Here is a 13,634-nt window from a genome sequence, read left to right as displayed (position 1 = left end):
ACTAAACTTGGTTAGCCTTCAGCCGGATTTGGCTTCGTCATCATCGGATGCGGCTTCAAAATCACCGTCATCGGATAGGCGAATGCCTTTTTGCTTCATGCGCTTAGTCCAAAGTTTACGTGCCAATTGCTGCATATCGGTCGCGGGGTCGTTTAGATCGACAATCTCTAATCCTAACATAGATTCGATGATATCTTCTTGAGTTACGATACCTTGGCTACTGCCGTACTCGTCGACCACCATCGCAATTTGGGTGTTACGTTTAATCATACGCTCAAAAAGTGGCAGTATTTTTGCGGTTTCAGGCACCACAAATAAACTTCGTTTAAGTTCACCAATCGGTGCTTCTGGCGTGTAACGCTCTGCTAGCAATACATCGGTGCGGGTAATGTAACCAATCACATCATCATGATCTTGGTCGTATACTGGAATTCGGGTAAAAGGCTTGTCGCGGTATTGGCGCACAAACTCATTTTGGGTGAGATCTATGGGCAAAGAAAACATCACAGTGCGCGGCGTCATGATCGCCGTGACTGGCATATCTCGCACCTTCAGCATTTGCGTCAAAATTTTTGACTCTTGCTCATCAAGCTCACCGGATTCATGGCCAATTTTGGCCATAGCACTCATCTCTTGGCGTATGTAGTGGCCTTCATCACCTTTGCCCATTAGGCGAGTGACTTGCTGTGACATCCAGATCAGCGGTTTAGTGGTACGCTTCATCCACAGCACGGCAACAGAAACACTTGGTGCGAGGCGGCGCCAATGGTTTGCACCCAATGATTTAGGAATGATTTCTGAGAAAAACAGAATAATAAAGGTTAATACGCCCGAGAAAACACCTAACATATCGTCACCAAATACTTTAGCCGCTTGCGCACCTGCAACGGCGGCACCGACGGTATGAGCGATAGTATTTAGGGTAAGGATTGACACCAAAGGGGCTTCGACATTCTCTTTCAATCTACGTAAGCGCGCGGCTGCGGCACTGTCAGTTTGTTCGAGTGATGCGATATAACTTGGGGTAACCGATAACAGAACAGCTTCGAACACACTGCACAGAAAAGAAACAGCGACAGCGACAAGCACTATAATGATGAGGGTTAACATATAGGTGGAATTACAACTCCGTATTTTAGGCCAATATTAGCCCGTGGAGATTCTATCATAGGTGAATTGAGTTACTGGCTAAAATTTATTTGCGTCTGTATAATTCGCCGCCCTGTTGCAGGATCCGGTTTTTGGTGTTGAGGTTAGCTATATGAGTGAAAAGAAGATCAATTTATTAGACCTTGATCGTAAGGCGATGCGCGCATTATTTGCGGAAATGGGTGAAAAACCCTTTCGTGCCGATCAGCTCATGAAATGGCTATATCATTTCGGTGTCAGTGACTTCGAAGAGATGACCAACATCAACAAAGTGTTACGTCAAAAGTTGGCGGCCCGCTGCGAGATCGTTGCACCAGAAATTTCGAGTTTCCAAAAATCGACCGATGGTACGATAAAATTTGCAATCAATGTTGGCCAAGGCCAAGAAGTGGAAACGGTTTATATTCCTGAGGATGATCGTGCGACCTTGTGTGTATCTTCACAGGTTGGCTGTGCGCTGGAATGTACTTTCTGCTCGACGGGTCAGCAAGGTTTTAACCGTAACTTAACGGTTTCTGAAATCGTCGGCCAAATCTGGCGCGTATCGCACTTTTTAGGGTTTGCAAAAGACACGGGCGAGCGTCCGATCACTAACGTCGTGATGATGGGCATGGGTGAGCCATTACTCAATTTAGCCAATGTGATCCCTGCGATGGACATCATGCTCGATGATTTTGGTTTTAGTTTATCAAAGCGCCGCGTGACCTTATCAACATCAGGCGTAGTGCCAGCGTTAGATAAACTGGGCGATGCCATCGATGTGGCACTTGCTGTCAGTATTCATGCACCCAATGATGAGTTGCGTGACATTCTGGTCCCGATCAATAAAAAGTATCCGCTGGATGAGTTTTTAGCGGGTATTCGTCGCTATATTGCTAAATCAAATGCTAACCGCGGCCGCGTGACGGTTGAATATGTGATGCTAGATCATATCAACGACAGCACAGACCAAGCCCATGAGTTAGCTAAGTTAATGAAAGATACACCTTGTAAGGTGAATCTGATCCCATTTAATCCGTATCCAGGCTCGCCTTATGGCCGCTCATCTAATTCACGTATCGACCGTTTTTCTAAGGTTCTTATGGAATACGGTTTTACTGTCATTGTACGTAAAACCCGTGGAGATGACATCGATGCCGCTTGCGGTCAGTTAGCTGGCGATATTCGCGACAGAACGAAACGTTTAGCGAAAAAACGCATGCAAGAAAACCAGATTTCAGTCACAATGAATTAACTCTTTGTTTGCACAGATTTATAGGCTTGCCCATGAAGCATGGATTGCCAAGGTTTTCGTTGATTTTAAGCCTGTCGTTATTGATGACAGGATGCGTCACTGAGCGTACTTATACTGGGACAGATATTCCTGTTTCGGAACGAAAGTTAGACAAAGTCGCCGCCGCAAGAGAGCGGATGCAGCTCGGTTTAACCTATTTAAATCGAGGTAGCACGGAACAAGCCAAATACAATCTTGATAAAGCATTAGAATATGCTCCAGAGCTCGAAGATGTGCATACCGCTCTGGCTTATTACTATCAAACCGTGGGCGATTTAGTGCGTACCGAAGAGTCGTACATGAATGCCATTAGTACTAAGGACGCCTCTGGCGATTCCATGAATAATTTCGGGGTGTTTTTGTGCCAACAAAAGCAATACAACAAAGCTGAAAAAATGTTTTTGGCCGCAATTGAAATGCCCAAATATACGCGCACTGCCTCAAGCTATGAGAACTTAGGTCTTTGTAGTCGCGAAGCAGGACAAGCAGAAAAGGCACGACAGTATTTTCAGATGGCGTTAAAGTATGACCCGAGACGCTCGGTGTCATTACTGGAGTTGGCAGAGTTAGAAGTCGATCAAGGTGATTTTATTCAGGCGCGAAACCAATTAGCGCGCTATCACCAAGTGGCTGAGCAAACTCCAGAAAGTTTAGCGCTCGGGATCAAAATAGAGCAGGCAGTGAATGATGATGCCGCTGTGAAGAGATTTGGTATTTTATTGCTTGCCAAATTCCCAGCATCACCTCAGGCCAAGCAATACAGAGTTAATTTGCATCAATGAAAGATCATGAAACCAATGCGCCAGTTGAGTCGGTAGCACCGCAATCAGTCGCGCTAGATGTCACGCTTGGTACTTTATTAAAAGCCGCCCGCGAAAAAATGGGCCTTAGTATTCAAGATGCCGCTGTAAAGCTGCATCTACGTCCTCGTATTATTGAAGATATTGAAGCTGACAATTTTACAAATATTGCCTCATCGACTTATGTACGTGGCTATGTGAAAAACTACGCGCGTATGGTCAGTGCCGATGCGGCTTTGATTGAAGCTTGTCTTGTGCAGCAAGTGCTAGTTGTGACTGAGCCTGCAATGCAAAGTTTTTCACGCAAAACCACATATCAAGCTCGCGATACACGTTTAACTTGGCTGAGTATTTTTATCGTCATAGTGTTACTCGGTTCGTTAGTCGTCTGGTGGATGCAAAAAACCACCTTGCTAAGCACTATTGATGTGTCGCAACCCACGGCTGAAGAGGTCGCAGCAGCTAATCAGACGCTGCCAGGTGATGTGTTATTGACCGAGACGGATGCCAGTCCTCGTTTGACTGAGATTGCCGCAAACGGCTCAATGTCTATCGATGGTCCAATTAAAGATACTGATGCAAGCACTATTGATGTCAGCACAGGACCAACGGACAATAATTATCCTCAGACCGTTGATACGAGTAATGAAGATGGCGGTTCAGCAATCGCAGCCACTACGACAACGCCATCAGTTCCGCAAACGACAGCTCCTGTAGTCCAACAGCCTGTTAGTGCAACGCCTTCACCGACCACAACATCAACGACCACTGCCACTGCAGCAAGTACTTTGGTTGCTGTTGCAGGACAATCGATTATAGATGTCCAGTTGACGGGTGATTGCTGGATAAACATTGTTGATGCTAAAGGTAAAGCGTTAGTCGATGGTGTTAAAGGCGCTGGCGCAACAGTGCAAGTGAGCGGTGTGCCACCGTTTAAAGTCATTTTAGGTGCACCCCATGTAGCGACCTTAAGCTTAGATGGTCAAATTGTTAGCCTAGCGGATTTCCCCAAGGGACGAGTCGCGCGTTTAACCTTGCCTAAAGCCTAACGACCGCGTAATGATCTGCAGCACGTACCGAAATAGAGCGTATTAAGCATGTATAATGAAACTCCCATAAAAAGACGTCCTTCCACCCGCATTTATGTGGGTAATGTACCGATTGGTGATGGGGCGCCGATTGCTGTTCAGTCAATGACCAATACTAAGACCACAGATGTTGAAGCGACAATTGCTCAAATTCGTGCCTTAGAGAAAGTCGGTGCCGATATAGTGCGTATCTCTGTACCCACTATGGATGCGGCTGAAGCCTTTAAGCTCATTAAGCAAGCGGTCAATGTTCCTTTAGTGGCCGACATTCATTTTGATTATCGCATTGCTTTAAAAGTTGCTGAGTATGGTGTCGATTGCCTTCGAATCAATCCGGGTAATATAGGCAATGAAGAGCGTATTCGTAGCGTGGTGGAATGTGCCCGTGACCATAATATTCCCATCCGTATTGGTGTGAATGGTGGGTCATTAGAAAAAGATCTAATGGACAAGTACAAAGAACCCACACCTGAAGCCTTGCTTGAATCAGCTATGCGCCATGTGGATATTCTGGACAGATTGAACTTTGACCAGTTTAAGGTCAGCGTTAAAGCCTCCGATGTATTTTTAGCGGTCGAATCCTACCGTTTATTAGCAAAACAAATTCGCCAACCCCTGCATTTAGGCATTACCGAAGCTGGTGGCGCGCGCGCGGGTTCAGTGAAATCTGCCGTAGGCTTAGGTATGTTATTGGCCGAAGGCATAGGTGATACCCTACGTATTTCCTTGGCCGCTGATCCGGTCGAAGAAATCAAAGTCGGTTTTGACATTTTAAAGTCGCTGCGTATTCGTAGCCGTGGCATTAATTTCATTGCCTGTCCATCTTGTTCTCGTCAAGAGTTCGATGTGATCAGTACAGTCAATGAGTTAGAGCGTCGCCTCGAAGACGTGACTACCGCCATGGATGTGTCTATTATCGGCTGCGTAGTCAACGGCCCAGGTGAAGCCTTAGTGTCGCACATCGGTTTAACTGGTGGGCACAATAAGAGCGGTTACTATGATGAGGGTGAACGTCAAAAAGAACGTTTTGACAACGACAACATTGTCGATTCCCTCGAAGCGAAAATTCGCGCAAAAGCCAGTCAAATGGCGAACCGTATTCAAATCAAAGACACAACTGAGTAATATGTACCCGCATTTGGGCATAGATTACGCCTAATGATGTTGAGCTAGGCCCCGAAACCGACGGGGTCGTTTTACGTTTTACGCTCAAAAGCCTATAATGCGTGACATTTTTATTAATTTAGCGAAATCGGACGAGTCGATACAGTGGCAAAACAGATCCAAGCGATTCGCGGAATGAATGACATTCTGCCAACTCAAAGTCCTCTATGGCAAAAAGTGGAAGCGGTACTACGTTCGAGCGTCAGTGCTTACGGTTACAGCGAAATCCGCACTCCAATAGTGGAAAATACCGATCTTTTTAAACGCTCTATCGGTGAAGTGACTGATATTGTTGAAAAAGAAATGTATACCTTCGCAGATAATAACGGTGACAGCTTAACGCTACGCCCTGAAGGTACCGCGTCGACAGTGCGTGCAGGTAACGAAAACGGTCTGTTATATAACCAAGAGCAACGTCTTTGGTATATGGGTCCTATGTTCCGCCACGAACGTCCACAAAAAGGCCGTTATCGTCAGTTTAACCAATTTGGCGTTGAAGTGTATGGCATTGGCTCGGCTGATATTGATGCTGAAGTCTTGATGCTATCGGCACGCCTGTGGGAAAAACTCGGTATTAGCGAGCACGTCTCGCTAGAGCTAAATACCTTAGGTGATCCTGCTGAGCGAGCTGTTTATCGTGATGCCTTGATTGCGTTTTTAGAGCAGCATAAAGATGCGCTCGATGAAGACAGTAAGCGTCGCATGTACAGCAATCCGCTGCGAGTATTGGATTCAAAAGATCAAAATGTCCAAGCCATATTGGTTGATGCACCTGAGTTAATGGATTTTCTCGGTGAAGAATCGAAGACACATTTTTCACAATTGCGTGAACTACTTGATGCTGTGGGTATCAAATACACCATTAATCCGCGTCTAGTACGTGGTTTAGATTACTATAATCGTACTGTATTTGAATGGGTTACATCTAGTTTAGGCTCACAAGGTACTGTACTTGCGGGTGGTCGCTACGATGGTTTAGTCGCCCAGTTAGGTGGTAAAGATACTCCAGCGGTCGGTTTTGCTATGGGCTTAGAGCGCATTGTCTTGCTGCTTGAAACCTTAGAGCTGACCAAAGATATTCCGCCAGAAGTGGATGTGTATGTCACGGCCATGGGTGATAGCTGTCTGGTTGAAGCCATCAAGGTCGCGCAGGAATTACGTTCCGCATTACCCACGCTTAAGGTGATGAGCCACTGTGGCGGCGGTAACGTGAAAAAACAAATGAAGCGCGCCGATAAAAGCGGTGCTCAAGTGGCCTTACTGATCGGCGAAGAAGAATTGGCCGAAGGTATGGTTACGGTTAAACATTTACGCAATGACATCGAACAACAACGGGTAGCTCGAAGTGCCTTAGGCGCATTTTTGGCTGAACTGATCAAATAAAGGGGACGTGCGCGTGGAAATTTATAGCACAGAAGAACAACAAGTTGATGCTATCAAGCAGTTCTGGAAAGATTACGGAAATTCAATTTTAATCGGTGCCGTAGTGGGTTTAGGCGGCCTATATGCGTGGAATTATTATTCTGACGTTAAAGTGGCGCAAGCGGAAGAAGCTTCAAAAGCGTTCCAAAATTTGACCACTAAATCTGCCGATGAAGCCGCAATGCTTGCGGGTGTCGCCGAGTTTTCTAAAAATCACGATCAAAAGGGCTATCAAGCCTTGTTAGAACTGATCGTGGCCAAAACTGCGGTAGAAGCGAAGGATTATCCAAAAGCGATTGATGCTTTGAACAAGGTGATTGCGGCTAAACCCGGTGCTGGTTTAGATGTGATTGCGACTTTGCGTTTAGCACGAGTACAAGCAGAGCAAGGTCAAATTGATGCAGCTCTAGCGACCTTAGATCAAGTAACAGATAAAGCTTTCTTTGCTCAGCGCGATGAGTTGAAAGGTGATTTCTTAGTTCGTCAAGGTGAAGTTGAGAAGGCAAAAACAGCTTATCAAGCTGCCATGGACAATGGTGGTGTGGTGACAAGCCCTGCGCTTAAAATCAAACTTGATAGCCTAAATCAGGCATAAGGGATCCCTTGATGAAGTCTTGGTGCAAAAACCTGCTAGCCGCTGGATTAAGTCTGGCCATGTTATCCGCCTGTTCGTCGAGCGATGTCGAAGAAGAACCGGTAAGTGAGTTAACTGCCATTCAGGCGACAGTGTTTCCTGAAGTGAGTTGGAGCACCTCTGTCGGCAATGGTGTTGGAGATTATTATTCTCGCCTCGCCCCCGCCGTTAGTTATGGAAAAATTTTTGCCGCCGACCGTTATGGTGAAGTGGTTGCCTTCGATGAGGCCACTGGCGAGCGCGTTTGGACTAAAGATTTCAGCGAAGAGTTTCGTGATAACGCTTTAGCTAAAAATAAAGGTGCGCGTATTGCTGCTGGTGTGACTGCTGCGCGTAATAAAGTCTTTTTAGGTGGTGAAAGTGGGCTGCTTGCTGCATTGAACGCTGAAGATGGTCAAGTGTTATGGCATGTCGTTGCGGGCGGTGAATTACTGTCTGCTCCCACTGTGGCCGATGACGTCGTGGTGGTCAGTACCAGCTCTGGTTCACTCGAAGCGTTTAACGTTGATACTGGCGCCAAGCTGTGGGTGTATGAAATGCAATTGCCGAATCTGACCCTGCGCGGTACAGGTTCTGCAGCTTACGAAGCGGGTGGTTTCTTCATAGGTACCGCCGATGGCAAAGTGGCTGTTGTGATTAAAAACAATGGTCAAGCTGCGTGGGAACAGGCTATTTACAATCCAACGGGCGGTAACGAGTTTACGCGTATGGCCGACGTGGATATGACGCCCTTGATCCTTGGCGACAACTTATATGCGGTGAGCTACAACGGTAACTTAGTATCGATGGAACTGCGCACGGGTCGAGTTGTGTGGACACGTAAGTATTCTAGCTTTAACGAGTTAGCATCAGCGGGCCTAAGCTTGTACTTAGTTGACGATCACAGCCGTATCTACTCAGTTGATAAACGTAACGGTTTGGAACTGTGGAGTAATTCTGAGTTAGCTAACCGCACTCTGACATCTCCGGCTGTATATAAAGACTATTTAGTTGTGGGTGATTTCGAAGGTTATTTACACTTCATCGATCGCAGTACAGGGACGATTGTCGGTCGTGTCCAAGTGGACAGCTCAGGATTATACAGCCAGCCGTTAGTGGTGGATGATAAAATCTATGTTCAAGGTCGCAGCGGAAAGTTGGCTGTTGTAACACTTCCATAGTTAAAAGTGTTATCCTTGCTGAGCCCCTGGAAGTGTGTTCCGGGGGCTTTTTATTGAAAAGTTTTTTAGAGGCAAAATCATGATCCCTGTAGTGGCCCTTGTTGGTCGGCCGAACGTCGGTAAATCCACCCTATTTAATCGTCTTACGCGCACGCGTGATGCGCTGGTTGCTGACTTTCCTGGCCTAACACGTGACCGTAAATATGGTCGAGCATTCTTATCCGGCTATGAGTTCATTGTGGTCGATACCGGCGGTATCGATGGCACTGAAGAAGGGATCGAGACGAAAATGGCCGAGCAATCCCTTGCCGCCATTGAAGAAGCCGATGTCGTTTTATTTATGACCGATGCGCGCGCGGGTTTAACCTCTGCGGATCTGTCGATTGCACAGCACTTACGTAGCCGTGAAAAAACCACTTTCGTCGTCGCTAACAAGGTGGACGGTATTGATGCCGACTCTGCCTGCGCCGAGTTTTGGTCTTTAGGTCTAGGTGAAGTTTACCAAATGGCAGCGTCTCAAGGACGTGGCGTGACCAATATGATCGAATACGCGCTGACCCCTTATGCCGAAGCGATGGGCATAGTGCGTCAAGACGAAGGCGAAGTGACCGAAGAGCGTGAATATACCGAAGAAGAAGCCGAAGCTGAGCAAAAGCGTCTGCAAGATTTGCCTATCAAGTTGGCGATCATAGGTAAACCTAACGTCGGTAAGTCAACCCTGACTAACCGCATTTTAGGTGAAGAGCGTGTTGTGGTATTTGATGAACCCGGTACGACCCGTGACAGTATTTACATTCCAATGGAACGTGAAGGTCGCGAGTACGTGATTATCGATACCGCGGGTGTTCGTCGCCGCAGTAAAGTACATCAAGTCATTGAGAAATTCTCAGTGATCAAAACCTTGAAAGCAGTTGAAGATGCTAACGTGGTGTTGCTTATCATCGATGCCCGTGAAGGTATCGCCGAGCAAGATTTGGGTCTGTTAGGTTTCGCGCTCAATGCGGGTCGCGCTTTGGTTATTGCCGTCAACAAGTGGGATGGTATCGACCAAGGTATTAAAGATCGCGTGAAGAGCGAGCTTGACCGTCGTCTTGGTTTTATCGACTTTGCCCGTATTCACTTTATTTCGGCGCTGCACGGTACCGGTGTTGGCCATTTATTTGAATCGATTGAAGAAGCTTACGACAGTGCCACACGCCGCGTCAGCACTTCCATGTTGACCCGTATCATGCAAATGTCGCAGGACGATCACCAGCCACCATTGGTCAATGGTCGCCGTGTTAAGCTTAAATACGCTCACGCCGGTGGTTACAATCCGCCAATCGTGGTGATCCACGGTAACCAAGTGAGTAGACTGCCTGACTCGTACAAGCGTTACATGATGAACTACTTCCGTCGTTCATTGAAAGTCGTAGGTACGCCAATCCAGCTGCGTTTCCAAGAGGGTGATAACCCATTTGAAAACAAGACTGAGAAGTTGACTATGAGCCAAGAGCGCCGCCGCAAGCGCGCACAAAGCCATATTAAAGACAGAAAAACCAAATAGTGTTTTTTACCAGATACATTTGAAACAAAAGGAACCTTAGGGTTCCTTTTGTGTTTTAAGATGATTTTTTGCATTTTATTGAATGCTAGGGTCTAATACTTATCCATAATATCTTTCTATCACATTATCGAATAAGACTTACGCATATGAGTCGTTGTTTTTTGTTGTCTATTTTTCTACCTTTATGGTCTTTTGTCGCATCTGGCTTTGTTTCCTTATTCAGATCGGCAAACAAAGCCATCTAACATAAACCAATATCAAACAACATATTGAGTTTCAGGTATACCTATCTCTGTTAGCTTGTTTTACGCTTTGACACAATTGATAGGGAATAAAGTGCATTATGTTGATCAGATCCGCAGCTAGTGTTTTAGTTCAATTGATTTAGGAAACCAAGCCTCTTGTGTGTGGGATTTTTTGCAATAGTCTGATCACATTAAATTTTACATAAAACCTCCAGTAGTATTCCGTAAAACCCGCTTAAAAAGTAAAACATAAATTAAATTCATTCTAATTTTGCTTGCTAAAATCAACATTTAACCATTTAAAGTTATTAACTATTCAATATTAAATAATATTCTTTGGTAATGTGAGTATTTATCCATCCTCCGCTAATTTAATTAAATAATAAGTTTCTTAATAAAGAGTAGTTTTATATTGATTATCCATATTGGGTTGTTCATCTCATAGGGTGAGTGGGAGGAAAGGGGCAGATCTAGATCACACTAAGATGATAAGTGAAACTTATGGCGAAAAATGGCGGCTACACATCACATTAACAAAAGTTTAATAAAAATAATATCGCTATATGTCGTGATGATTCATTGGGTATTTTAAAACGTCTTAACGCAACTCGCGATTTTAAATGGATTGCAATATTAATTTAATCTTAATTTATATTGCGATTCATTTTTATTAAATTTTATTTTTGATTGTTAAATAAACTATTTTACGGGTGAGGGTATTATGGCAGGAAGAAGAGATTTCCTTAAGTTAGCGACAGGCATAACTGCTGCGATGGCATTTCCAATTAAAGCATCTAATGATAATTATGGAAGCGCTTGGGATAAAGAATTTGACATTATCATTATCGGCAGTGGTTTTGCTGGCTTATCTGCAGCTTATGCTGCCCATAAAGCAGGGATAAAAAATATTATCGTCCTAGAAAAAATGGAAGCATTTGGCGGTAACTCAGCTATATGTGGTGGTTTGATGTGCATGCCATTAACTCCGATGCAAAAGAAATTGGGGATTGAAGACTCGGCAGAGCTAATGATCAAAGATATGATTAAAGCTGGACGGGGTTTTAATCATCCTGATCTTTGCCGCACTTTAGCGACTGAAGCGCATAAAGCCTACGATATGCTGATGGAATGTGGCGTTAAGTTTCAGGATAAAGTGATTCGTCTTGGTGGACATAGTGCACCACGCGCTCATTTACCTGATAGTGCATCAGGTGGTGGAATTGTTGTTCCTATGCATAACTACCTTCGTAAAGCTGGAGTCATATTTCAAAATCGAACTAACGTTGAAGAAGTTATTCGAGGCGATGGTGGTGTTACAGGTATTGTTGTTAGTAAAAAATATGATTTCAAGACTGGCACAAATAAAGGTCAATTAGCTTACAAAGCAAAAAAAGGGGTGATTGTTGCCTCTGGTGGATGGGGGCAAGACCACAAATTTATTAAAACGACAATGCCAGCATATCAAATGCTCGAAAGTACGGCTCAGCCTGGTGCTACAGCAACCATGATTAAGTCACTGCTCTCTATTCGTGCGCTGCCTGTCATGTTAGATATGTATCAATTAGGGCCTTGGGCTACACCGGATGAAAAGGGAGCTGGCCCTGCAAGTTTCTTTGCTGATTACGCCTTTGCAGAAGGGATCGCTATTGACCCAAAAACAGGGGCGCGATTCATGAATGAATTAGCAGACCGTCGTACACGTGCTGATGCTCAGTTGGCTGTTTTAGCAACAGGTACGAAAGAAAAACCAAATATGCCATTTGTATTTTGTGGTGAAGCAACGGCGAATCATGCAGAAGGTTTTAAAGCTGCTTACCGTGATGGTGCTATTAAAAAATCAGATACGCTCGAAGAGTTGGCAAAACGTTATGATGTTGAGATAGGCGCATTACAAAAATCAATAAATGATTGGAATGAAATTGTTCAAGGTAAAGCAAAAGATCCATTTAATAAACCGTTAGATGAAAAAACAATTTTAAAACCTCCTTATTATTCAATCCGTTTGTCACCAAAATTGCATTATTGTATGGGAGGTGTCGCTATTACTCCTAACGCAGAAGTCATTGATTCTAATACTTGTGAACCGATTGCAGGTTTGTTTGCAGCTGGTGAAGTTACCGGCGGTACACATGGAATGGACCGACTAGGTGGTTGCTCATCAATTGATGGTTTAGTTTTTGGGCAAATTGCAGGTAATCAAGCTGCCATTCGTAAAGTGTAATGGGTGATAATAATGAAATATATATCTAAATTAGGTTTAGTTAGTGCTTTATTAATGACGTCTTTATTTGCATTTTCTGCAGATAACGCCTTAAGTGGAGTTCCCATTAAAGAACATCATTTTAAATTGATGGGGAAAAGTGGAAGCTGTAAAACGTGCCATGGTAAGAGTATGCCTACTGAACGACCAGATTCAAGCTCTTGTATTCGATGTCATGGCACTATGGATGAAATTCCAACTAAAGAAAATAAGTTTGATAAATTCCCCCATGATTCTGCTCATTATCGAAATACATTGGAGTGTACAGCATGTCATTCAGAGCACAAACCATCACATGCTATATGTAATGATTGTCATATAGTGGAATTTCCAAACTTAAAATAATTTTTTAATTAACTTATTAATTTGGCATTTAATAGGTTTTAATATGTAAGTAAAATTAGATTTTAAAATCTCACATAATATTAATGGACGTTTTAACATGAAATTAAAAATGATACCTATTGTGATAGCAGCCATATTACCTATGACTTCCATCGCGGCAACTTATACTCTTGATGGCACTTCATTGACAGTTGATAAACTTTGGGAAATATCTAAGTCAGGTGAAGATGTTAGTATTTCTAAAGAAGGTTGGGAACGTATTCGAGCGTCTTATAAAGCTCCAATTGATGCTGCTGAAGATGCAGGGGCTGATTACACTTTTTGACCAGTTCCAAAAATAATCTCTTCTCTGAAGTCATCACTCCAACATGCTCGATTAAATTTTTGAGTTTGGCTGGTTTTAGCTGGGTGTAATTTCACCAGATTTAAGGCCCAGCGGCGTAAAATGGCCAAGATACTGGCGCCATCTTCATCATACATTTTCTGCTTATCTTCTTGAAATAGCTTATCTAAAAGCCAATGTTGATTATTTTCAGTTTGCCAATGAG

12 protein-coding genes and 1 pseudogene are annotated in these 13,634 nt (G+C 44.1%); 11 read left to right on the top strand and 2 right to left on the bottom strand.

The genetic code is table 11. The features are described 5' to 3' along the window. Window positions 1–18: 18 nt before the first annotated feature. Window positions 19–1,110, bottom strand: a complete 1,092-nt coding sequence (locus tag L5M71_RS20925) for a CNNM domain-containing protein (protein ID WP_028761257.1) — start codon at window positions 1,108–1,110, stop codon at window positions 19–21. A 151-nt stretch (window positions 1,111–1,261) separates the two neighbouring features. Between L5M71_RS20925 and L5M71_RS20920 the strand changes: the two genes are divergently transcribed. The 11 genes from L5M71_RS20920 to L5M71_RS20870 all read left to right on the top strand — a co-directional run bounded on the left by L5M71_RS20920 (window position 1,262) and on the right by L5M71_RS20870 (window position 13,411). After that, on the top strand, window positions 1,262–2,383 hold the full coding sequence (locus tag L5M71_RS20920) for a bifunctional tRNA (adenosine(37)-C2)-methyltransferase TrmG/ribosomal RNA large subunit methyltransferase RlmN (RefSeq protein WP_028761256.1): 1,122 nt from the start codon (window positions 1,262–1,264) through the stop codon (window positions 2,381–2,383). A gap of 32 nt (window positions 2,384–2,415) precedes the next feature. Next, window positions 2,416–3,204: a type IV pilus biogenesis/stability protein PilW gene (pilW, locus tag L5M71_RS20915; protein WP_028761255.1), complete on the top strand. Its 789-nt coding sequence runs from the start codon at window positions 2,416–2,418 to the stop codon at window positions 3,202–3,204. Beyond that, the gene (locus L5M71_RS20910; RefSeq protein ID WP_263209597.1) at window positions 3,201–4,271 is read left to right on the top strand and encodes a RodZ domain-containing protein; all 1,071 of its coding nucleotides are present in this window, start codon (window positions 3,201–3,203) and stop codon (window positions 4,269–4,271) included. The genes pilW and L5M71_RS20910 overlap by 4 nt, the downstream gene beginning before the upstream one ends. A 48-nt stretch (window positions 4,272–4,319) precedes the next feature. Beyond that, complete coding sequence (gene ispG, locus L5M71_RS20905) at window positions 4,320–5,435, top strand: flavodoxin-dependent (E)-4-hydroxy-3-methylbut-2-enyl-diphosphate synthase (protein WP_105251894.1); 1,116 nt, start codon at window positions 4,320–4,322, stop codon at window positions 5,433–5,435. 144 nt (window positions 5,436–5,579) lie between these two features. Further along, window positions 5,580–6,857 (top strand): histidine--tRNA ligase, encoded by a 1,278-nt coding sequence (gene hisS / locus L5M71_RS20900; RefSeq protein WP_263209595.1) that lies wholly within the window; start codon window positions 5,580–5,582, stop codon window positions 6,855–6,857. 13 nt (window positions 6,858–6,870) lie between these two features. Further along, the gene (locus L5M71_RS20895) at window positions 6,871–7,491 is read left to right on the top strand and encodes a tetratricopeptide repeat protein (protein ID WP_168824527.1); all 621 of its coding nucleotides are present in this window, start codon (window positions 6,871–6,873) and stop codon (window positions 7,489–7,491) included. Between the two features lie 11 nt (window positions 7,492–7,502). Further along, the gene (gene bamB / locus L5M71_RS20890; RefSeq protein ID WP_028761250.1) at window positions 7,503–8,690 is read left to right on the top strand and encodes an outer membrane protein assembly factor BamB; all 1,188 of its coding nucleotides are present in this window, start codon (window positions 7,503–7,505) and stop codon (window positions 8,688–8,690) included. A 79-nt stretch (window positions 8,691–8,769) separates the two neighbouring features. Then, window positions 8,770–10,236, top strand: a complete 1,467-nt coding sequence (gene der, locus L5M71_RS20885; protein ID WP_263209593.1) for a ribosome biogenesis GTPase Der — start codon at window positions 8,770–8,772, stop codon at window positions 10,234–10,236. A 966-nt stretch (window positions 10,237–11,202) separates the two neighbouring features. Next, window positions 11,203–12,702 (top strand): flavocytochrome c, encoded by a 1,500-nt coding sequence (locus L5M71_RS20880; protein ID WP_263209591.1) that lies wholly within the window; start codon window positions 11,203–11,205, stop codon window positions 12,700–12,702. 12 nt (window positions 12,703–12,714) lie between these two features. Further along, window positions 12,715–13,086 (top strand): cytochrome c3 family protein, encoded by a 372-nt coding sequence (locus tag L5M71_RS20875; RefSeq protein ID WP_263209589.1) that lies wholly within the window; start codon window positions 12,715–12,717, stop codon window positions 13,084–13,086. Window positions 13,087–13,183: 97 nt separating this feature from the next. After that, window positions 13,184–13,411 carry a hypothetical protein gene (locus tag L5M71_RS20870; protein ID WP_263209587.1) on the top strand — a complete coding sequence of 76 codons (228 nt, stop codon included), beginning with the start codon at window positions 13,184–13,186 and terminating at the stop codon, window positions 13,409–13,411. On the opposite strand, the pseudogene L5M71_RS20865 reads toward L5M71_RS20870, so the two are convergent. Next, a pseudogene (locus tag L5M71_RS20865) lies at window positions 13,399–13,634 on the bottom strand (ISAs1 family transposase); the annotation flags it as partial. The gene L5M71_RS20870 and the pseudogene L5M71_RS20865 overlap by 13 nt on opposite strands.

Source organism: Shewanella sp. SW1 (genome assembly GCF_025653545.1).
In the GTDB taxonomy this organism is placed as follows: Bacteria; Pseudomonadota; Gammaproteobacteria; order Enterobacterales; family Shewanellaceae; genus Shewanella; species Shewanella oncorhynchi.
This window is presented reverse-complemented; position numbering and strand designations above follow the sequence as displayed.